This window comes from Isoptericola sp. AK164, assembly GCF_029643425.1.
GTDB lineage: Bacteria > Actinomycetota > Actinomycetes > Actinomycetales > Cellulomonadaceae > Isoptericola > Isoptericola haloaureus.
In genome coordinates, this window is sequence record NZ_CP119106.1 from 966,420 (window position 1) to 988,069 (window position 21,650).

Below are 21,650 nucleotides of genomic sequence, written 5' to 3' on the forward strand. Positions count from 1 at the left end.
GGGTCGCTACCCGGGATGTGCGGTGGGCGCGTCGAGCCCGGTGAGCAGATCGCCCCGACGTGCCCGGGCGGCCGCGTCCCGCCGGGTCGGCACGCCCAGCTTGGCCAGCACCGAGGCCACGTGGTGCTCGACCGTCCGCACACTGAGGACCAGCTCGTCGGCGATCTCGGCGTTGGTCCGGTGCTCGGCGAGCAGCCGCAGGACCTCGCTCTCGCGTGCGGTGAGGCCGGCCGGGTGCCGGCGCGTCGCCCGGCGTGCCCCGGCGGGGACCGACCGGTGCCCGAGCTCGCGAGCGCGGCGACGCGTCGCGCGGACGCCGGCGGTCGCCCCGAGCCGCCGCCACCGGTCGACGGCCTCGCGCAGGTGGTGCGGGTCGTCGGACCAGGACAGCGCCAGTGCGGCGCCGTAGGGGCTCCCGGCGGCGTCCCAGGCCCGGGCCGCGGCGGCGTGATCGCCGTCCAGCTCGGCCGCGACCGGGTCCGGCGGGGCGCCGGCGGCGGCAGGGTGCGGCAGCCGCAGGCGATCCGACCAGAGCAGGAAACGGGCCGTGTCGCCGGGGCCGGCCCCGTCCAGCAGCGGCGCGACCTCGCTCAGCGCGGCCCGGGCGGCGTCCACGTCGCCCGCGAGCCAGCACGTCTCCGCCCGCGCGACGGCGTGCGGCATCCGGAGCTGGGTCTCGCCGATCTCGCGCACGGCGGGCCGGGCCGCCTCGAGCATCGCGGCCGCGGCGGCCGGGTCGAGGTACGCCTGCAGCACCGCCGCGGTCGCCGTGACGTGCGTCCGGTTCCACCGTGAGGGGCAGTCGTCGACCATCCGGCGGCACAGGGCGCGCGCCTCGTCCCAGCGTCCCGTGAGGGTCAGGGCGCGGCACCGTTCGCGGCGCAGGCACCATCGCAGGAAGTCGAGGTCGTGCCGGGCGCAGTACCGGTCGCCGTCCTGGAAGACCTGGTCGGCCTCGGCGTGCCGGGAGGCGTCGACGAGCTCGTTGAGCAGGTTGACCGACGCCCGGGCCGCGGCCGGCGCCAGACCGTGCTCGACGGCGAGGTCGAGGGACCGGCGCAGCGGCGTCTCCCAGTCCCCGCCCAGGGGAGCGAGGGCGCAGCCGAGGGTGTTGAGGGCCTCCGCCTGCTCCTCGACGAGGCCGAGCCGCTCCGCGGCCGGCAGCACCCGGCGGCACAGCTCCACGGCCTCGGCGCTGCGCGCCTGCAGCATGCGGCGGGCGGCCAACGAGGCGAGCACGTCCACCGTCTCCGCGGAGTCGACGTCGTCGACCAGCTCCGCGGCCTCCTCGAGCAGCGCGGTGGCGGACCGCCCGCGGCCCTCCCGGTACCGCATCGAGCCGATCCGGGCCAGCGTCACCGCCTCGCGGCGCCGGTCACCGACGGCGCGCCACAGCCCGAGCGCCGTCTCGTGCCCCCGCACGGCACGGTCGATCTCGTCGAGGTGCGCGGCCTGGACCCCGACGGCGTCGTGCAGCCGTGCTCGCAGCGCCGGGTCGTCCGCCGGCGCGGCACGCAGGGCGCGCTCGTACTGGGCGAGCGCCTCCCGGTGGGACCCGAGCCGGTCGGCCAGCTCGGCGGCCGCCGTCGCGTGCCGCAGCGTGGCGGGGGCGTCCCCGGCCGCCTCGGCGTGGAAGGCGCGGATCGCGTCGTCCTCGGGCCGGCCCTGGTAGGCGGCCAGGATCCGGGCGTGCACCTCCCGGGCGCGGTGCGCGGGCAGGGCCTCGGCCACCGCGAGCCGGCCGAGCTCGTGGCGGAAGGCGAACCCGTCGGGTCCCGAGCGGACGACGGCGCACGTCAGCATCTCGTCGACCGCCCGCGGGTCGGCGTCCGTGGCCGTGAGCAGCAGGTCCGGCGGGACCCGGCGGCCGACGAGGGCGGCGGTGTCCAGCGTCCGCCGGGCCTCGGCGCCCAGGCGGTCCGCCCGCGCCAGCACGGCGTCCCGGACCGAGGTCGGGAGCCTCGCGCGGCCCGAGCGCACGACCTCGGCGACGAAGAACGCGTTGCCACCGGTGAGCTCGAACACGGCGGTCGGGTCCAGTCCGGCCTCGGCGGCGAGGACCGCCACCGCCGAGGCGCTGAGCGGTGGCACGTCGACCCGGTGCGCGTGCGGCAGGGCGCCGATCTCTCCCAGGGTCGCGGTCCGTGCCGACCGGGAGCCCTCGTCGTCGCGGTAGGTCAGGACCAGCACGGCGGGGCGGTCGCGCAGGCGGCGTGCGAGGAAGCGGACCAGGTCGACGGTGGCCTCGTCGGCCCAGTGCACGTCCTCCACGACCAGCACCACGGGCGCTCCGGGCTCCGCGGCGGTCACCGCGTCGATCGCGGCGTCGAACAGCTCGTCGCGTGAGGCGCCGCGCCGCAGCGCCGCGGCGAGGTCGCCGCCGAGGCTGTCGGCGACGTCGTGCAGGGGCCCCAGGGGGCGGGGCGTCGCCAGGCTGTCGCAGTGTCCCCATGCCCAGCGGGCCCACGGGGTGCGGCGTTCCGCCGCGGCCAGCAGCACGGACTTGCCCGCGCCGGCCTCGCCCGGCACGAGCACGACGGCGCCCCGTCCGGTCCGTGCGTCGCCGAGCAGCTCGTCGAGCGCCGCGAGCTGGGTGCCCCGCTCCCGCAGGTCCATGCTGGTCACCGTAGCGACGTCGTCGGGCCACGGGCAGTCCCAGGGCGCGATACACCCGCTGCGGCGAGGGTCAGTCGAGCCCGAAGGCGTCGCGCAGCGAGCGTCCGACCAGCGCGGGCACGTCGAGGCGACCGGGGTGCAGGGCGTCGTACATCTGCAGCCCGTCCCAGGTCGCGACGATGACGGCGGCGCGGTCCTCGGGAGTGAGGGGGTCGTGGGTGAGGCCCAGCGACTCGCGCTGGGTCCGGATGGTCCACGCGATGAGGGCGGTGACGACGTCGTGGCGGCGTTGCAGCGTCTCACGGGCCGGGTGGCCCTCGGCGCCGGCCTCGGCCGTCAGCACGGACAGCAGCTGCACCAGACCCGGTGTCTCGGCGTTGCGCGCGGCCGTGGCGGCGAAGCCGTCCGCGATGAACTCGGCCGAGAGGTCCTGCGGGAGCTCGGACGGCATCTGCTGCGCGTCGTGCCACTCGATGACGGCCAGCAGCAGGGCGGTCTTCGTGCCGAAGTGGTGCAGGAGCGTGGAGTGGTCGACGCCCGCCTCGCGGGCGATGCCGCGCAAGGACGTGCCGTAGAAGCCCGTCTGGGAGAACGCGGTCGCCGCGCTCTCCACGATCGACTGCTTGGTCGCGCGTCCGGTGGCGTACCCCTCCGCGCGTCCCGTGGTGCTCTCCTCGGGCACGGGGCCTCCTTCCGAGCCCTGTCGGCGGACTCCGATTTTCCACCAAGCGGTGGACATTGCTATGGTCGTCACAGAAATCCACCGAATGGTGGAACTTGATCAAAGGTATCGAGCCATGACCTCCTCCGACAGTCGACACGCGCGCGGCGGCCCCGGCCTCCGGCAGCTGCGTACCGAGATGACCCTCGCGGAGAAGGCCTCCCTCGCTTCCGGTGCGAACTTCTGGAACACGACGGCGGTCGACCGGCTCGGGGTGCCGTCGGCCATGCTCACCGACGGGCCGCACGGCCTGCGCAAGCAGGGCGGCGCCGCGGACCACCTGGGCCTGAACGCCAGCATCCCGGCGACCTGCTTCCCCCCGGCCGCGACCCTGGCGAACAGCTGGGACCCCGGTCTCGTCGAGCGTGTCGGCACGGCCCTGGGGGCCGAGGCCGCCGCCGAGGACGTCAGCGTCCTGCTGGGCCCGGGTCTGAACATCAAGCGCAACCCGCTGGCCGGGCGCAACTTCGAGTACTTCTCCGAGGACCCGCTGCTCGCGGGCACCCTGGCGGCGGCGATGGTCCGCGGCATCCAGTCCCGTGGCGTCGCGGCGTGCGTCAAGCACTTCGCGGTGAACAGCCAGGAGACCCACCGGATGAGCATCGACGAGGTCGTCGACGAGCGTGCTCTGCACGAGCTCTATCTCGAGGGATTCCGGATCGCCGTCACCGAGGGTCGTCCGTGGACCGTGATGAGCTCGTACAACAAGGTCAACGGCACCTACGCCAACGAGCACCGCGAGCTGCTGACCGGTGTCCTGCGAGACACGTGGGGCTTCGACGGCCTCGTCGTGACCGACTGGGGCGGCAACAACGACCGCGTCGCGGGTCTGCTCGCGGGCAACGCGCTCGAGATGCCCTCGACCGACGGCGTCACCGACCGCGAGATCGTCCGTGCCGTCGAGTCGGGGCGCCTGGACGAGGCGGTGCTCGACGCGCGCGTCGACGAGCTGCTCACCCTCCTCGACCGCACGGCGGGCGCGCGCGTCGACGACGAGGCGGTCGACCGCGCCGCCCACCACGAGCTCGCCGTCGAGGCGGCTCGGCGCTCGCTCGTACTCCTGCGCAACGAGGGCGACGCCCTGCCGCTCGGTCCGGGCGCCGGCCGCGTCGCCGTCGTCGGCGACTTCGCCGCCCGGCCCCGTTACCAGGGTGCCGGCAGCTCGCTCGTCAACCCCACCCGGGTCGACGACGCCCTCGAGGCGCTGCGGGCGTCCGACCTCGACGTCGTCGGCTTCGAGCCCGGCTTCGCCCGCCGGGACAAGCCGTCACGGCGCCGTCGGGACCGCGCCGTGCGCCTGGCCGCCCGTGCCGACGTCGTGCTGCTGTTCCTGGGCCTCGACGAGTCCGCCGAGGCGGAGGGTGTCGACCGGACCCACCTGCGCCTCGCCGCGAACCAGCTCGCCCTGACGCGCGAGATCGTGGCGCTCGGCAAGCGCGTGGTGGTCGTGCTCTCCGGCGGCGCGCCGGTCGAGCTGCCCTTCGCCGACGACGTCGACGCGATCCTGCACGCCTACCTGCCCGGTCAGGGCGGCGGCCGTGCCGTCGCGGACCTGCTCACCGGCGTGGCGAACCCCGCGGGGCGGCTCGCCGAGACGTACCCGCTGCGCGGCGAGGACATCCCGTCCTCGGCGACGTTCGGACTGACCGAGGCCACCTCGGAGCACCGCGAGAGCATCTACCTGGGCTACCGCTGGTTCGACAAGGTCGGCGCCCCCGTCCGGTACCCCTTCGGGCACGGGTTGAGCTACACGACGTTCGACCACTCCGACCTGGTCGCCGGTCCGACGTCGGCCCGCGTCACCGTGACGAACACCGGCGACCGCGCCGGCACCGAGACGGTCCAGCTCTACGCCGAGGCACCCGGGGCGGCGGCCGGCGAGCTCCGCGCCCCCCGCGAGCTCGTCGGGTACGCCACCGTCCCGCTCGAGCCCGGGCAGAGCGAGACCGTCGAGATCGTCTACGCACAGCACGCCTTCGACGTCTACGACGCCGAGGCCCACCGGTGGCGCACGGTCGGAGGCACCTACACCGTCCTGGCCGGCGCGTCGTCGCGCGACGTGCGTCTGCGGGCCCCGCTCGCGGTGGTGGGCGAGGACTGGACGACCCCCGACGCCGACCACCTGCCGCACTATCTCACCGGCCAGATCGCCCGCGTCGACGACGCGGAGTTCGAGGCGCTGCTCGGCCGGCCCCTGCCGCCGTCGCGGTGGGAGACGGGCCGACCGCTGAACCGCGACGACATCATCGCCCAGGCCCGGGGGCGCGGCGGCTTCGCGAGCCTGCTCCACGCCGCGATCGACGGCACCGGCGCGCTGCTCATGGCGCTGGGCCGACCGCACGCGGCGAACAACACACGCTTCGTGCTCGACCTGCCGTTCCGGTCGGTCGCACGCATGAGCGGCGGGAGGGTCGACGACGACATGCTCGACGGCCTGCTGCTCATGGTCAACCGTCGATTCCTCGCCGGCGTGCGCCGGGTGGTGTCGGCCTGGCGCGCTCGTCGACGGAGCGGGCGCGCACCACGCGAGAACTGAGAGAGACATGGCAACACGCAGCGAGATCAAGAAGGCGGCCGTCGCGCGCGTCCGGGAGGAGCGCGCGGTGCGCCGGGCCCGCCGGGCCGAGCTCAAGGCCATGCCGGCCGCCGAGCGCCGGGCGGCCCGAGCCGCCGACACGGCCGCCGCGCGCGAGGCGAAGAAGGCCGCGAAGGCCGGACGCGCCGAGGCCCGGGCCGACATGAACCGCGCCGAGCGGCGCCGGGCCAAGCGCCACGAGCGTGTCTACCGCAAGGTCAAGCACCGTCCGCGCCGTGCCGTCGGCTGGGGCGTCGTCGCCGTCGCCGTGGTCGGGGTCGGAGCGCTGGCCGCGCCGTACGCGACCGGCCTCGCCCGCGTCGCCTCGCTCGAGTTCACCGACACCACCGCCGAGGCGGTCGCGGCGCGTGAGGCCGCGGTCGGCGTCGCGGAGGCCGTCTCCGACGAGGGCATGGTCCTGCTGAAGAACGACGGCGACGCGCTGCCGCTCGACGGCGGCGTCAACGTCTTCTCGTTCGCCTCCTTCAACCTCCGCCTCGGGGGCGGCGGCTCCGGCGGCTCGAACACCGCCGGCGCGCCCACGCTCTACGAGGCGCTCGAGGCGCAGGGGGCCGAGTACAACACCGAGCTCTACGCCGCCATGGAGGAGGCAGGAGCCGAGCACACCGACGGCTCGGGCAACGCCTTCGTGCAGATCGCCCAGGGCGTGCTCGGCGGCGACGACGACGAGCCCGCGCCCGACTACCTCACCGACGACGTCCTGGCCCAGGCGCAGGAGTTCTCCGACACGGCGATCGTCGTGGTCGGCAACGACGGCTCGGAGGGCTCCGACTTCACCGCCGAGCAGCTCCGGCTCACCGACGCGCAGCGCGACCTGCTCGACAAGGTGACGTCCGTGCAGGACGACGTGATCGTCGTCGTGAACTCCGGCAACCAGATGGAGCTCGGCTTCCTCGACGAGTACCCGGAGATCACCGCCGCCGTGTGGATGGGCACACCCGGCCCGCAGGGTGCGACGTCGCTCGCCAAGGTGCTGACCGGCGCGGTGAACCCGTCCGGCCACCTCACCGACACCTACGCCTACGACGTCTCCTCGGCGCCCGCCACCGAGAACTTCGGCGACTACACGTACACTGACGTCTCGCGCGGCTTCCTCGACTACGAGGAGGGCATCTACGTCGGCTACCGCTACTACGAGACGCGGTACCTCGACGACGAGGAGGGATACGCGGCGGCGGTGCAGTACCCGTTCGGGTACGGCCTGAGCTACACCGACTTCGCGTGGGACGTCGCCGAGCCGGTCGTCACCGAGGACACCGTGACCGTGGACGTCACCGTCACCAACACCGGTGACGTCGCGGGCAAGGACGTGGTGCAGGTCTACTTCTCCGCGCCGTACACCCCCGGCGGCATCGAGAAGTCCGCGATCGAGCTCGCGGGCTACGCCAAGACCTCGGAGCTCGAGCCCGGTGCCTCGGAGATCGTGACGGTCGACTTCGCCGTGCGCGACATGGCGTCGTGGGACACCGCCGCGGGCGGCGCCTACGTGCTGGAGGCCGGCGACTACGAGATCTCGGCGCGCACCGACGTGCACACGCCGGTCGCCTCCGTCACCACCGAGGTGGCCGAGGACGTCGTGTACGCCGAGGACGCCGACACCGGCACGGCGTACGAGAACCGCTTCGCCGACGTGGAGGGGGACCTCGCCTCGCTCTCCCGCGACGACTGGGAGGGCACCTACCCCGTCGCCCCGGACGGCACCGAGACGGTCTCGGACCAGGAGCTCGCGCTCATGGACCCGCAGATCGACCCGGTCGAGGGCGACGTGCCGACCTCCGGCGCGGACAACGGCCTGGTGCTCGCAGACATGGTGGGGCTCGAGCACGACGACCCCGCGTGGGACGCGTTCCTCGACCAGCTCACGCTGGAGGAGCAGATCGACCTGTTCTCGTACGGTGCGTACCAGTCGGTCGCGATCGAGCGCCTGGGCGTCCCGTCGATCACGATGCTGGACAGCCCGGCCGGCCTCAACTCGCTCTTCTCGCCGCTCGAGGCGGCGGCCTACCCGACCGAGGTGGTCGTGGCGTCGACCTGGAACGACGAGATGGCCTACGCGCTGGGCGAGTCGGTGGGCACCGAGGCGAACGCCTACGGCATCGACGTCTGGTACTCGCCCGGCATGAACCTGCACCGCACGGCGATGGGCGGGCGCGGCTTCGAGTACTTCTCGGAGGACCCGCTGCTGACGGGGAAGATGGCCGCGGCGATGGTCTCGGGCTCGCAGGACCGGGGCGTGCTCACCACGATCAAGCACTTCGTCCTCAACGACCAGGAGGTCAACGCGCGCTCGGGCATCAACGTGTCCGTCTCGGAGCAGGCCCTGCGCGAGCTGTACCTGCAGCCCTTCGAGATCGCCGTCAAGGACGCCGACCCGGCGGGTGCCATGAGCTCGTTCATCAACCTGGGCGGCCGCTGGGCCGGCGGCCACGAGGGCCTGCTGCAGGAGGTGCTGCGCGGCGAGTGGGGCTTCGACGGCTTCGTCTCGACCGACGCCGTGCTGGGCGCCTGGATGGACCCGGAGCTCGCGGCGCGCTCCGGCAACGACTGGATGCTCGCCGTGTTCCCGGACGCGACCGTCGAGGCGCTCACCGAGGCGGTGGAGGCCGACCCCGTCGGCGTCGGCCAGGCTCTGCGCGAGCGCGTGCACACGATCCTGCACACCGTGGCGCGGTCGACCGCGATGACGTCGTCCTGACAGGGCTCCGGGGGCCGGCCGCGCACGGCCGGCCCCCGGACCCACGCTTCCTGCTCTCCTCAACCACCGCTGACGGAGGTCGACGATGACTGCCCGACCCGCTGCCGTGCCCGAGCGTGCAGCGACCCGTCCCCGCCGAGCGCTGGTGCTCGGCCTCGTCGGGACGACGCTCTTCCTGCTGCTGGCCCTGACGATGTACCTCGCCGGTGACACCCCGCCCACGCAGGCCCTCGACGACGCCTGGCGCCGGGCGGTGGGCGCCTCGACCGTGTCCGCGGTCGACGGGCCGCTGCCCATGCTCTTCCAGCACCTCGGCGCGGGCGTGGGCGCGGTCGTGCTCCTGCTGGTGTGGCCGGCTCTGCTGTTGCTGGTCCGCCGCTGGCGCACCGCCCTGTTCTGGTGGGCGGCGATCGTCGGGTCGGCGGTCGTGGCCTCCCAGCTCGTCAAGCACACGGTCAACAGGGAGCGCCCCGTCGCGGACGAGGCGCTCGGGCTCGTCGGTCCCTTGTTCCCGACCGACCACGGGTCCTTCCCCTCGGGTCACTCGGTGACGATGGGCGCGTTCGTCGTCGCCGTCGCCGCCCTGCTGCCCGTGGCCGCGCGCCGGTGGTGGTGGGTCGTGGGTGTCCTGCTCGCGGCCGGCATGGTGTGGCAGCGCACGCTCATCAACGCGCACTGGCTCAGCGACGCACTGGCCGGGATCGTGGCGGGTGCCTCGGTGGTCGCGATCCTGTGGTGGGCGTTCGCTCCCTGGCTCGCGGTGGACCGGGGACGGCCGCTGCTCCCCGAGAGATCACGTCTCGGCCGTGCCCTGACCGTCGTCGTCGCCGTGCTCGTCGCCGTCCTGCTCCTCCTCGGCGGGGCGGGCCTCTACCTCGCCGACGCCCCGACCCCGGTCGAGCCCGACCTCGCCGCGGACGTCTCGACAGGCTCCCTCGAGGTCGACGGCCGCGAACGCACCTACACCGCCGTGGTCCCCGAGACCCTCGAGGCCGGGGCGCCGCTCGTGGTCGTCCTGCACGGGTCCCGCGCCGACGGCGACGGCATGCGTGCCGTCACCGGGTACCGGCTGGACGAGCTCGCCGCCGAGGAGGGGTTCGTGGTGGTGTACCCCGACGGCTACGAGCAGACCTGGCACGGCTGCCGTACGTCGACGCCCTACCCGGCCCGCCTGGACGGCGTCGACGACGTCGCGTTCCTCGAGGCCCTGGTCGACGACGTCGCGGCCACCTACGCGCTCGACACGTCGCGCACGTTCGGCGTCGGCTACTCCAACGGGGCACACATGCTCTTCCGGATGGCGGCCGAGTCGCCGGGCACGTTCGCGGGGATCGAGGCCAACGCGGCGAACCTGCCCGTCGCGGACGACTGGGGGTGCGCGCCGATCGAGGAGCCCGTCCCGACCGTTCTGGTCGAGGGGACGGGCGACCCGGTCAACCCGTACGACGGAGGACCTGCCGGCATGCTCGGCCAGGATCTCGGATCCGTCCGGTCCGCCCCGGACACCGCCGCGGCGCTCGCGGCCGTCAACGGGGTGGAGGACCAGCGCGAGGAGACCCTCGTCGGCGGCGAGCCGGGCCGGGACGGTGCCGTCACGCTGACCGCCTACGGTGCGGGGACCGAGGTGCCGGTGCTGCTCTACACCGTCGAGGGCGGCGGCCACGGTGTGCCCAACCCGGTCACCGTGCTGCCACGGATGATGGGCGGCGGGACCGAGCACCTCGATGCGCCGCTCGTCGCCTGGGAGCTGTTCGCGACGCTGCCTGCCTCGTCGTAGGACGGCACGCCGCACGCCGGTCTCCCGAGGTGCGGCGCGCCGTCGTGCGTCCGACGATGGGCGTGACGTGGTGGAGCCGCCGCCCGGCCGCGTCGCCCCGACCGGAGGAGGGAACGATGCCCGAGCGAGACCCGGGCCCCAGCGTCAAGGACGAGGAGCTGTACGAGAAGCTCCGCGACGAGGGCAACAGCAAGGAGAAGGCCGCCCGCATCGCCAACGCGGCGGCGAACCGCGGTCGCAGCGACGTCGGCCGCGAGGGCGGCGAGGCCCCGGCCTACGAGGACTGGACCGTCGACGAGCTGCGCGAGCGCGCGGCCGAGCTCGACGTCGAGGGGCGCTCCACGATGCGCAAGGACGAGCTGATCGACGCCCTGCGCTCGCACTGAGCGACGTGGCGTCCGCCGCCCCTGGCGTGCCCGCGCCGCGAGGCGCACCATGGAAGGACAGGTTCCGGAGCTCGACGGCGAGACGGAGGCGAGCGGCATGAAGGCGTCGGTGGGGGACAGGATCATCACGGCGTCCGGCGTGGTGGGCGGTGCGGTACGGGACGGGATCGTCGTGGACTGCCCGCACGACGACGGCTCGCCGCCCTACCAGGTGCGTTGGTCGGACACGGGCGAGGAGTCGCTGGTCTACCCGGGCCCGGACTCGCTCGTGCAGCACGACGACGGCGACGCCGCCGAGGACGACGAGGTGCGCACCGCGCGGGCGGTCACGTGGACCATCCAGGTGTCCCTGGTCGAGGCCTCCGGCAGCACGACGGCCGAGGCCGTGCTCGTCGTCGGCCCCGGGGAGCACTCCGACGTGCCCCTGCGGTCCGTGGGCCACGCCCGCAAGGACCCGCACGACACGGAGATCCCGGTCATCGGCGACGAGGTGGCGGCGGGCCGGGCGCTGCGCCGGCTGGCCGACGCGCTGCTGGGCCAGGCCGAGGAGGACATCACCGCCTCGACCGGGGTGCCGGCGCACGTGCACGACTGAGCGGGGTGACCGGACGCACAGCGCCGGGCGGTTCCCGGTGCGGTGCGCCGCGCATAGGCTCGTGCCGGTCATCGACGGCGATCGGCGCCGTCGCCCCATCTCTGGAGGAACCTCGTGCGAGCTCGTCCCGCATCCGTCGCCGTGCTGGCCCCCGTCGTCCTGCTCGGGCTGGCCGCCTGTTCGACGGACGACGCCCCGGACGCCGAGGAGGCCGGCGCGACCTCGGCCGAGGCCACGGCCGACGCCTGCGCCGCCGGCGAGCTGCCCACCCTGACCGACGGCACCCTGACCGTCGGCGCGGGCGAGCCGTTCGAGCCGTGGTACGTCGGTGAGCCCACCAGCGGGGAAGGTTTCGAGTCCGCCCTGGTCTACGCGGTCGCCGACGAGCTCGGCTACGGCGAGGACGACGTGGTGTGGGAGACGGTGACGTTCGAGCAGATCATCTCCCCGGCGATCAAGCCCTTCGACCTGGCCGCCTACCAGACCACCATCACCGAGGAGCGCGCCGAGGCCGTCGACTTCTCCAGCCCGTACCTGACCAGCCACCAGGGCGTCATCGTGGCCGACGACGGCGAGTACGCCGACGCGTCGAGCCTGGCGGACCTGGAGGGCGCCCGCATCGGCGTGACCGCCGCCCAGACCTCCCTCGACGCCGCCGAGGCCGCCTGGGGCGACGTGGTGGAGATCACCCCGTTCAGCGCCGCGGGCGACGGGATGACCGCACTGACCTCCGGCACCGTCGACGCGATGGTCATGGACGTCGACCAGGGCGTGGCCGCCTCGACCGTGTACTTCCCGGACACGCAGGTCGTGGGCACGCTGCCCGACGTCGGCGAGCCGGAGCAGCTCGGGCTCGTGCTGGACAAGGACTCGGCGCTGACCGGGTGCGTCTCGCAGGCCGTCGACGCCCTCGAGGCGGACGGCACCCTGGACGAGCTGCGCACCGAGTGGCTGAAGTCGGACGACATCCCCGAGCTGTCCTGACCGCGCGGCGGGCATGAGCGGCGCGAACCAGGGCCGACCGCCGTCGGCGCGGGCCCGGGCCCGGCAGGACTACCGCCGGGCCCAGCACCGCCGTGCCCTGCTCGTGGCCGCGGTGGCGACCGCCGTCGTGCTCGCCGCCGTCGTCGCCGTCGTCACCACGGCCCCCGGCTGGGAGCGGGCCCGGGAGGCGTTCTTCTCCCCGGAGCGGGCCTGGGAGGTCCTGCCCGAGGTCGCCGAGGGGCTCTGGCTGAACCTGCGCGTGTGGGTCGTGGCCTCCGTCGTCGGACTGACCGTCGGGCTGCTCCTCGCCGTCGTGCGCACCTCGCGGCTGCCCGCGCTGTTCCCCGTGCGGGTGCTGACGGTGCTCTACGTCGACGTCTTCCGCGGCGTGCCGGTGCTGCTGGTGCTGCTGCTGGTCGGGTTCGGGCTGCCGGCCCTGCGGCTGGAGTGGCTGCCGGTCAGCGCGGCGTTCCTCGGGGGCCTGGCCATCGTGCTCACCTACACCGCCTACCTCGCCGAGATCTTCCGCTCCGGGATCGAGGCGTTGCACCCCTCGCAGGTGGCCGCCGCCCGGTCGCTGGGCCTGACCCGCGGCCAGACGGTGCGCCGGGTCGTGCTGCCGCAGGCGGTCCGGAACGTCTCGGCGCCCGTGGCGAGCATGCTGGTCTCCCTGCAGAAGGACTCCGGGCTGATCTCGATCCTCGGCGCCGTGGACGCGATCCGGGCCGCGCAGATCGCCACCACCGGCGACTACAACTTCACGCCGTACGTGGTCGCGGGCGCGCTGTTCCTGCTGGTCTCGATCCCGCTGACCCGGCTCGTGGACGCCTGGTCGGCGCGCCAGGGCTGGCGCGGCTCGCTGCGCGGCGTCAGCGGGGCGGGGGTGGTCCGATGACCGCGGCGCCGCTGCTCAGCCTGCGCGAGGTGCGCAAGTCCTTCCCCGCCGGTCCGGGCCGACGCGCGGGTCGCCGCGTCGTGCTGGACGGCATCGACCTGGACGTGGCCGAGCACCAGTGCGTGGTGCTGGTCGGCTCCTCCGGGTCCGGCAAGTCGACGCTCCTGCGGGTCGTCGACCTGCTCGAGGACGTCGACGACGGCCAGGTGCTCCTCGACGGCGTCGACGTCGCCGACCCGTGGGTGGACGCCGACGCCGTGCGGGCCCGGCTCGCGATGGTCTTCCAGCAGTACAACCTGTTCCCGCACCTGACCGTCCTGGACAACGTCACGCTGGCCCCGCGCCTGGTGCACCGCCGGCCGCGGGCCGACGCCGAGGAGGCGGGCCGGGCGATGCTGGCCCGGGTCGGGCTGGCGGACAAGGCGGACGGCTACCCGGACCAGCTCTCCGGCGGGGAGCAGCAGCGGGCGGCGATCGCCCGGGCCCTCGTCGGGGGCCCCGAGCTGCTGCTGCTCGACGAGGTCACCTCCGCCCTCGACCCCGAGCTGGTCGGCGAGGTGCTGGACCTGCTGCGGGACCTGCGCGCCGAGGGCACCACGATGCTGGTGGCCACCCACGAGATGGACTTCGCCCGCCAGGTCGCCGACGAGGTGGTTTTCCTGCACGAGGGGCGCGTGCACGAGCGGGGCACCCCCGCCCAGGTCCTCGACGACCCGCAGCGCGAGCGCACCCGGGAGTTCCTGCGCCGCCTGCGCTGACGACCGCCGGCGCCGAGCCCCACCCGGGCCGGGCGCCGCGAGCGCGTGCGTATCACCCGCCGCCGCGCGACGCTCTGGGTAGGCGAGGGGAGTGGTGACGATGAAGCGCCTGATCCTGTGCTGCGACGGGACCTGGAACCACGCGGCGAACCAGTACGTGTCCAACGTCGAGAAGATCGCCCGCGTCCTGGACCGCGGCCCGGTCGCCGACGGTGTCGTCCAGATCGTCGAGTACCTCGGTGGGGTGGGCTCGCAGGGGTACCTCCTCGACAAGGTCCTCGGGGGCGCGTTCGGCTCGGGGCTGACCCAGAACGTCGTCGAGGGCTACCGGTTCCTGGCGATGAACTACGCGCCCGGCGACGAGATCGTCGTCCTCGGCTACTCCCGCGGCGCCTACACCGCGCGCAGCGTGGTCGGCATGGTCGGGGCCGTCGGCCTCCTGACCCGCGAGGCGCTCGCGGCCGGTGCGCTGCACGACGCCGTGCGCCTGTACCGCGAGCCGGCCGACGACGACGCCGCGCGCCTCGCCCGCGAGGAGAAGCGCGCCGCCTTCCGGCGCGAGCACTCGCACGGCGGCGACGCCGGGACGCCGGTGCGGTTCCTGGGCGTCTTCGACACCGTCGGCACCCTCGGCGTCCCCGGGCTCACGCGGCGCCGCTACCGGTTCCACGACGTCCGGCTCGGCGACGACGTCGAGGTGGCGCGGCAGGCCCTCGCGGTCGACGAGCGCCGGCTGTCCTACGCGCCGTGCCTGTGGGAGGTCCCGGCCGACAGCCCGGAGGGCCGCGTCCAGCAGGTCTGGTTCGTCGGCGGCCACGGCGACGTGGGGGGCGGCGGACCGCGGTGCGGGCTGTCCGACGCCGCGCTGGAGTGGATGGTGGACGAGCTGCGCAAGGTCGGCGTCGTCGTCGACGACGCGCTGTGGTCGTCGCAGTGCACGCACCAGGAGGAGCTCGTCCTGGACGTGCGGCCCCGGCTGCTGTTCCGGCTGATCAACCGGGCCAAGCGCCTGCTGCCGGGCAGCGGGAGCGTGGATGGCCGGGAGGTCTTCCGCCACGGCCTGCGCGTGCTCGCCCGCCGGGACGGCGGGGTGTGGGGCGACGGGGTGTGCGTCGCCGGGCCCGTCGTGCGCTACGTGGAGCGCGACGGGTACGCCGAGCACGCGCCGAACCTGCAGCGCTGGGTGGACGAGGCCGGCGGTGTGGACCAGGTGCCCGCCGTGCCCGTCGAGGCGTGGCGCGACGACGAGCGGCGGCTGGTCGTGCGCTGACGGACCCGCTCAGGAGTCGTAGGCGTCCTTGACCACGAGGACCGGCACGGAGGCGTCGAGCAGCACGCGCTGCGTCGTCGTGCCCATGAGGAACGTGCCCTGGCTGGAGCGCTTGCGCGAGCCCACGACGACGAGGCTCGCCCCGACGTCGTCCGCGCGGTCCAGTATCGCGTCCGCGGGCTCGGTGTGCTCGTCCCGGTAGGCGATCTCCACGGCGGCGTCGCCGAGGACGGCGGCGAGCGCGGCCGAGGGGCCGGCGTCGGGATCCTGCTCGTCGAGCACGAGCACCTGGAGCGGCAGGTCGCGTCGACGCGACTCCTCCAGCGCGGTCCGGACAGCTGCCTCGCCGTGCGGGCAGGCGCGATAGGCCACGAGCACCGTCATGTGCCCACTGTGTCACACCTGACGGCGGCCGCGGCGCAGTCCGAGCTCGTAGGCCGCGAGCGCCACGAGCCACACGCCGGTGACCGGGAGCACGAAGCCGAACATCGCGCCGCCGAAGGGGCCCTGGGCGTCGTGGTCGGTGGCGGCGAGCAGCACGTAGGCGAGGTAGGTCACGTAGAGGACGACGAACAGCACGCCCTCCCAGCGCACGACCGCCTGCCCGGTGAACGCGACGGGGAGCAGGACCAGCGCCACGGCGATCATCACCGGCAGGTCGAGGTTCACGGCGGCCGGGGCGACGTCGATGCCGCCCGGCGCGACGACGGCGGTCAGACCGAGGACCGCGCCGATGTTGAAGATGTTGCTGCCGACGATGTTGCCCACGGCCATCTCCTGCTCGCCGCGGCGCACGGCGATGACGCTGGTGGCGAGCTCGGGCAGGGAGGTGCCGATCGCGACGACGGTGAGGCCGATCACCAGGTCGCTCACGCCGAACGCGGAGGCGATCTGCGTGGCCCCGTCCACGAGGAAGCGGGCGCCGACGACCAGCAGCGCCACCCCGACGGCCACGAGCGCCACGTCGATCCCCACCGACCGGGCCCGGCTGGTGCGGAACCGGGCGAGGGAGTCGTCGTCGGCGGTCTCGCGCGGCAGGTCGGTCTGCGCGCGGCGGGCGACGATCGTGGTCACGGCCAGGTAGGCGGCGAGCAGGCCGAGCAGGAGGACGCCGTCGGTGGTGCTGATCGTCCCGTCGAGGGACAGCACGAGCGCGAGGACGGACATCCCGACCATCACGGGGATGTCCGTACGCACCAGGCGGTGCGTGACCGCCAGCGGGACGACGATCGCCGCGACCCCGAGCACGAGCAGGATGTTGGCGATGTTGCTGCCGACGACGTTGCCGACGGCGAGCCCGGGCGAGCCGGTCAGGGCGGAACCGGCGCTGACGGCCAGCTCGGGGCTGGAGGTCGCGAAGGAGACGACGGTCAGGCCGACGACGAGGGCGGACATGCCCAGGGTGCGGGCCAGCGACGCCGCCCCGCGGACGAGGGCCTCGCCGCCGCCGACGAGCAGCACGAACCCGGCGAGCAGGAGCAGGACGCTGACGAGGCTCACGGGGTTCAGGGTACGGGTCCGGTCCTCGGCGGGCCGGTCGCGGGGCGCCGGGGCGGGCGGTGTGCGACGCGCCGGGTCAGGCGGCGGCGAGCTGCTCGACGATCTGGCGCTTGGCGCGGGTGAGCATGCCCGTCATCCCGTTGAGCCGCAGCGCGGAGACAGCCCGGGTCAGACCGAGCTGCAGGGGGAAGTCCTCGGGGACGTCCAGGACCTGCCGGGGCGTGAGCCCGGACAGCCCCTGGGCGAGGATCGAGGCGAACCCGCGCGTCGTGGGGGCCTCCGGGGGCGCGGTGGCGTGGAAGTGCACGACGCCGTCGCTGACCTCGGCGAAGGCGTGCACGGGGGACTGGCACTCCTCGACCTTCTCCAGCAGGGCGGGCGAGTCGGCGTACCGGGCGGGCAGGTCCGGCAGCTCGCGGGAGAACTCGAGCAGGAGCTGCAGCCGTTCGGACTCGGTCAGGGCGAGGAAGTCCTCGCGGATCTCGGCGAGCTGCTCGGGGAGCTCGGGCGTGGGCTGCGCGGCGTCGTCGGTCATGGGTCCAGTCTCTCGTAGCGTGCGTCCGCGAGGTAGGCAACGGTCCCGCGAGGTAGGCAACGGTCCCGCGAGGTAGGCAACGGTCCCGCGAGGTAGGCAACGGTCCCGCGAGGTAGGCAACTTCTCGGCGAGGTAGGCGAGCCGCCTACCTCGCCGAGAAGTTGCCTACCTCGGCCCGGGGTTGCCTACCTCGGCCCGGGGTTGCCTACCTCGGCCCGGGGTTGCCTACCTCGCGGGAAGGATGCCTACCTCGCCGGGGGAGCGCCGGGGGAGTGCGGGCCTCCGGGGGAGGAGGGTCAGGCCGCGGGAGCCTCGCCGGACTCCTCGCCCGCGACGATCGGCACGCGCACCGCGTTGCCCCACTCGGTCCAGGAGCCGTCGTAGTTGCGCACGTCCGGGATGCCGAGCAGGAAGTGCAGGGCGAACCACGTGTGGCTGGACCGCTCGCCGATCCGGCAGTACGTGATGACCTTGTCCTCGTCGGTGATCCCGAGGCCGCCCGCCTGGTAGATCGCCTCGAGCTCGGCCCGGGGCTTGTACGTGCCATCCTCGGACACGGCGGTGGCCCACGGCACGTTGTGCGCGGTGGGGATGTGCCCGCCGCGCAGCACGCCCTCCTCCGGGTAGTCGGGGATGTGCAGCCGCTCGCCGGTGAACTCCTGCGGCGAGCGGATGTCCACGAGCGGGCCGTGGCCCAGGTGGGCGAGCACGTCCTCCTTGAAGGCGCGGAAGGTGACGTCGTCGCGCTCGACGGCCGGGTACTCGGCCGGCGTCGGGGTCGGGGCGTCGGTGGTGAGCTCGCGGCCCTCGGCCACCCACAGGTTGCGGCCGCCGTCGAGGAGTCGGACGTCGGCGTGGCCGAAGAGGGTGAAGACCCAGGCGGTGTACGCGGCCCACCAGTTGTTCTTGTCGCCGTAGAGCACGATGGTCGTGTCACGGGCGATGCCCTTGGAGCCGAGGAGCTCGGCGAAGCCGGGGCCGTCGAGGTAGTCGCGCTCGACGGGCAGCAGCAGGTCGGTGTGCCAGTCGACCTTCACGGCGCCGGGGATGTGGCCGGTCTCGTACAGGAGCACGTCCTCGTCGGACTCGACGACCACGAGGCCCGGGTCGTCGCGGTGCTCGGCGAGCCACTCGGTGGTGACGAGGCGCTCCGGGTGGGCGTACTCCTGGAGCCGCGGGGTGGGGTCGAGCGGTGCGGGCATGATTCCTCCTGGTCCGGGATGGTCCGGGCCTCACCCTAGGCCGCGGACGACCAGCCCGGACACCGCAGTTCCACCATGTGGGACCAGCATGTGAGACGACGTGCGGCGTGGCCCGCCTCGGCCGCCTCCCGCCGATCTACACTGTCTGCACCACCGGACAACGACGTCGGAGGCTCCATGGGGCATCGGCCCGCCACACCGCACGGCGACCTCGCCCGCGCGCTCTCGCCCGCCGTCCCGGTCCGCCGCGACCGACGGTCCGTGCGCAGCGCCTACGACACGTTCCTCGACACCGGCGCGCTCCCGGCCGGGCTGGACCCGTTGGTCGCCGCGTCGTGGCGGCGCAGCCGGTCCTGCGGCGTCGACCCCGACACCCCGCGCGTCACGCTCGGGCTCGCCGCCGACGAGCTCGAGGCCTACCGCGCCGCCCACCCGCTGGCCGCCCTCATGCCTGCCGTGCGCGACCTCGTCGGCGAGGCCGCCCGCGACGACGGGCTCGTCGTGGCCGTCTCGGACGACACCGGACGCCTGCTGTGGGTCGAGGGCGACACCCGCACGCGGGGGACCGCGGAGAGCGTGGGGTTCGTCGCCGGGGCCGTCTGGCGCGAGGAGGACGTGGGCACCAACGCCCCCGGCACGGCCCTGGCCACCCGGCGGCCGGTCCAGGTGCTCGGCGCCGAGCACTTCTCCCGCCCGGTCCAGCGCCTCAACTGCGCCGCCGCACCGATCCAGGGCCCCGACGGGCGCGTCCTCGGTGTCCTCGACGTCACCGGGGGACGTGCCGCCGGCTCGCACGTGGCCCTGTCCCTCGTACGTGCCACCGTGGCCAGCCTCGAGCGCGAGCTCGCCGCCCGCGACGGCGCCGCCCGCGCGGCGGCCGGCGGCGTCGGCCCCACCGTCCGGCTGCTCGGCAGCCCCGCGTGGCAGGCGGCCGACGGCGAGCACCGCCTCTCCGGCCGGCACGCCGAGATCCTGGCCCTGCTCGGCGAGCACCCCCGGGGCCTGACCGCCGAGGAGCTCGCCGTGCTGCTGCACCCCGGCGAGCTGTCCGAGGTGACGGTCCGCGCCGAGATCTCCCGCCTGCGCCGCGCCGCCGGGAGCCTCGTGACCGGGTCGCGGCCCTACCAGCTCGCCCCCGGCGTGCGCCGCGACGTCGACGTCGTGCGCGAGCGCCTGGCCGCCGGGGACGTCGCCGCCGCCGTGGCCGCCTACACCGGACCGCTGCTGCCGCGGTCCTTCGCCCCCGGCGTCGAACGGATCCGGGTCGAGCTGTCCGCCGAGCTCCGCTCCGCCGTGCTCGGCACCGCCGATCCCGCCGTGCTGGACGCCTGGACACGGACCGACGACGGCGCCGACGACGTCGAGGCCTGGCGCGCGCTCGTGGCCCGCTCGGAACCCGGCGGACCCCGGTGGGCCCGAGCCCGGGCCCACCTCGCCGTCGTCGACGCCGCGCTGCGTTGAACCGGCGCTGCGCCGAGCACGCCTGACCGCCGGCCGACCGCCCGCAGGGCTGCAACGCCGCTGCAACGCTGCCTGCCTAACGTCGTGCCCACGACGCGACGAGGCGTCGTCGCACTGCGAGGAGGCAGCACACCATGACCGTCTACACCCCACCGGGACGGACCGGGTCGATCGTGGAGTTCCGCAGCCGGTACGACCACTGGATCGGCGGCGAGTACGTCCCCCCGGCGAGCGGGGAGTACTTCGAGAACCCCACCCCCGTCACCGGGCAGACCTTCTGCGAGGTCGCCCGCGGCAACGCCGAGGACATCGAGCGCGCGCTGGACGCCGCGCACGGCGCCGCCCCCGCCTGGGGCCGTACGTCCGTCACCGAGCGCGCCAACGTCCTCAACGCCATCGCCGACCGTATCGAGGCCAACCTCGAGAAGATCGCCGTCGCCGAGAGCTGGGAGAACGGCAAGGCCGTGCGCGAGACGCTCGGCGCCGACATCCCGCTGGCCGTCGACCACTTCCGGTACTTCGCCGGCGCGATCCGCGCCCAGGAGGGCTCGATCTCCGAGATCGACGGCGACACCATCGCCTACCACTTCCACGAGCCGCTCGGCGTCGTCGGGCAGATCATCCCGTGGAACTTCCCGATCCTCATGGCCACCTGGAAGCTGGCCCCGGCCCTCGCGGCGGGCAACGCCGTCGTGCTCAAGCCGGCCGAGCAGACCCCGGCCTCGATCCTGTACCTGATGGACATCATCGGCGACCTGCTGCCGCCGGGCGTCGTCAACGTCGTCAACGGGTTCGGGGCCGAGGCGGGCAAGCCGCTCGCGTCGTCGTCGCGGATCCGCAAGATCGCCTTCACCGGCGAGACGACGACGGGCCGGCTGATCATGCAGTACGCCTCGGCCAACATCATCCCGGTGACCCTCGAGCTCGGCGGCAAGAGCCCGAACGTGTTCTTCTCCGACGTCGCGGCCGCGCACGACGACTTCTACGACAAGGCCCTCGAGGGCTTCACGATGTTCGCCTTCAACCAGGGCGAGGTCTGCACGTGCCCGTCGCGGGCGCTCATCCAGTCCGACATCTACGACCAGTTCGTCGGCGACGCCCTCAAGCGCACCGAGGCGGCGATCCAGGGCAACCCCCTGGACACCGAGACGATGGTCGGGGCGCAGGCCAGCAACGACCAGCTCGAGAAGATCCTGTCCTACATCGACATCGGCCAGGCCGAGGGCGCCAAGATCCTCACGGGCGGCGCACGCGCCGACCTCGGCGGGGACCTGTCCGGCGGCTACTACGTGCAGCCGACGGTGTTCGAGGGCAAGAACTCGATGCGCATCTTCCAGGAGGAGATCTTCGGGCCCGTGGTCTCGGTGACCGACTTCGCCGACTACGACGACGCGATCAAGACCGCCAACGACACCCTCTACGGGCTCGGCGCCGGGGTGTGGACCCGCAACGGCACGACGGCGTACCGGGCCGGGCGGGACATCGAGGCCGGCCGGATCTGGACGAACTGCTACCACGCCTACCCGGCGGCGGCGGCGTTCGGCGGGTACAAGGGGTCCGGCGTCGGGCGCGAGAACCACAAGATGATGCTCGACCACTACCAGCAGACGAAGAACCTGCTCGTCAGCTACTCCGGCGTGCGGGACGGGTTCTTCTAGA

At 74.0% G+C, this 21,650-nt stretch carries 17 protein-coding genes; 11 read left to right on the forward strand and 6 right to left on the reverse strand.

Annotated elements, in window-relative coordinates; genetic code table 11:
• Window positions 1-6: 6 nt before the first annotated feature.
• Complete coding sequence (locus tag PO879_RS04385; protein WP_278236708.1) at window positions 7-2,616, reverse strand: AAA family ATPase; 2,610 nt, start codon at window positions 2,614-2,616, stop codon at window positions 7-9.
• A 70-nt stretch (window positions 2,617-2,686) separates the two neighbouring features.
• Window positions 2,687-3,298, reverse strand: coding sequence for a TetR/AcrR family transcriptional regulator (locus PO879_RS04390; RefSeq protein ID WP_278236709.1), 612 nt, complete (start codon window positions 3,296-3,298; stop codon window positions 2,687-2,689).
• A gap of 178 nt (window positions 3,299-3,476) precedes the next feature.
• On the opposite strand from PO879_RS04390, the gene PO879_RS04395 reads away from it, so the two are divergent.
• The 9 genes from PO879_RS04395 to PO879_RS04435 all read left to right on the forward strand — a co-directional run bounded on the left by PO879_RS04395 (window position 3,477) and on the right by PO879_RS04435 (window position 15,293).
• On the forward strand, window positions 3,477-5,873 hold the full coding sequence (locus PO879_RS04395) for a glycoside hydrolase family 3 C-terminal domain-containing protein (RefSeq protein WP_278236710.1): 2,397 nt from the start codon (window positions 3,477-3,479) through the stop codon (window positions 5,871-5,873).
• A gap of 7 nt (window positions 5,874-5,880) precedes the next feature.
• Complete coding sequence (locus PO879_RS04400) at window positions 5,881-8,628, forward strand: glycoside hydrolase family 3 protein (RefSeq protein ID WP_278236711.1); 2,748 nt, start codon at window positions 5,881-5,883, stop codon at window positions 8,626-8,628.
• 85 nt (window positions 8,629-8,713) lie between these two features.
• On the forward strand, window positions 8,714-10,405 hold the full coding sequence (locus PO879_RS04405) for a phosphatase PAP2 family protein (protein WP_278236712.1): 1,692 nt from the start codon (window positions 8,714-8,716) through the stop codon (window positions 10,403-10,405).
• 116 nt (window positions 10,406-10,521) lie between these two features.
• Window positions 10,522-10,791: a Rho termination factor N-terminal domain-containing protein gene (locus PO879_RS04410; RefSeq protein ID WP_278236713.1), complete on the forward strand. Its 270-nt coding sequence runs from the start codon at window positions 10,522-10,524 to the stop codon at window positions 10,789-10,791.
• 49 nt (window positions 10,792-10,840) lie between these two features.
• Complete coding sequence (locus tag PO879_RS04415) at window positions 10,841-11,386, forward strand: dsRBD fold-containing protein (RefSeq protein ID WP_278236714.1); 546 nt, start codon at window positions 10,841-10,843, stop codon at window positions 11,384-11,386.
• Window positions 11,387-11,500: 114 nt separating this feature from the next.
• A complete protein-coding gene (locus PO879_RS04420; protein ID WP_278236715.1) occupies window positions 11,501-12,370 on the forward strand; it encodes a transporter substrate-binding domain-containing protein in 870 nt (289 codons plus the stop codon).
• A gap of 13 nt (window positions 12,371-12,383) precedes the next feature.
• Window positions 12,384-13,265 (forward strand): amino acid ABC transporter permease, encoded by an 882-nt coding sequence (locus PO879_RS04425; RefSeq protein ID WP_278236716.1) that lies wholly within the window; start codon window positions 12,384-12,386, stop codon window positions 13,263-13,265.
• Complete coding sequence (locus PO879_RS04430) at window positions 13,262-14,023, forward strand: amino acid ABC transporter ATP-binding protein (RefSeq protein WP_278236717.1); 762 nt, start codon at window positions 13,262-13,264, stop codon at window positions 14,021-14,023. Before PO879_RS04425 ends, PO879_RS04430 begins: the two co-directional genes overlap by 4 nt.
• Before the next feature lie 100 nt (window positions 14,024-14,123).
• Window positions 14,124-15,293 (forward strand): DUF2235 domain-containing protein, encoded by a 1,170-nt coding sequence (locus tag PO879_RS04435; RefSeq protein WP_278236718.1) that lies wholly within the window; start codon window positions 14,124-14,126, stop codon window positions 15,291-15,293.
• Window positions 15,294-15,302: 9 nt separating this feature from the next.
• Here the strand turns inward: PO879_RS04435 and PO879_RS04440 are convergent, their stop codons facing one another.
• The 4 genes from PO879_RS04440 to PO879_RS04455 form a co-directional block, all read right to left on the reverse strand.
• Complete coding sequence (locus PO879_RS04440) at window positions 15,303-15,677, reverse strand: universal stress protein (RefSeq protein WP_278236719.1); 375 nt, start codon at window positions 15,675-15,677, stop codon at window positions 15,303-15,305.
• Window positions 15,678-15,689: 12 nt separating this feature from the next.
• Window positions 15,690-16,793 carry a calcium/sodium antiporter gene (locus PO879_RS04445; RefSeq protein ID WP_278236720.1) on the reverse strand — a complete coding sequence of 368 codons (1,104 nt, stop codon included), beginning with the start codon at window positions 16,791-16,793 and terminating at the stop codon, window positions 15,690-15,692.
• 76 nt (window positions 16,794-16,869) lie between these two features.
• Window positions 16,870-17,328, reverse strand: a complete 459-nt coding sequence (locus PO879_RS04450; protein WP_278236721.1) for a SufE family protein — start codon at window positions 17,326-17,328, stop codon at window positions 16,870-16,872.
• Window positions 17,329-17,624: 296 nt separating this feature from the next.
• The gene (locus PO879_RS04455; protein WP_278236722.1) at window positions 17,625-18,530 is read right to left on the reverse strand and encodes a sulfurtransferase; all 906 of its coding nucleotides are present in this window, start codon (window positions 18,528-18,530) and stop codon (window positions 17,625-17,627) included.
• A 177-nt stretch (window positions 18,531-18,707) separates the two neighbouring features.
• Here PO879_RS04455 and PO879_RS04460 point away from each other — a divergent pair, with 177 nt between their 5' ends.
• Window positions 18,708-19,991 (forward strand): GAF domain-containing protein, encoded by a 1,284-nt coding sequence (locus PO879_RS04460; RefSeq protein ID WP_278236723.1) that lies wholly within the window; start codon window positions 18,708-18,710, stop codon window positions 19,989-19,991.
• Window positions 19,992-20,125: 134 nt separating this feature from the next.
• Entirely contained in the window at window positions 20,126-21,649 is a 1,524-nt protein-coding gene (locus tag PO879_RS04465) for an aldehyde dehydrogenase family protein (RefSeq protein ID WP_278236724.1), read from the forward strand.
• Window position 21,650 lies beyond the last annotated feature (1 nt).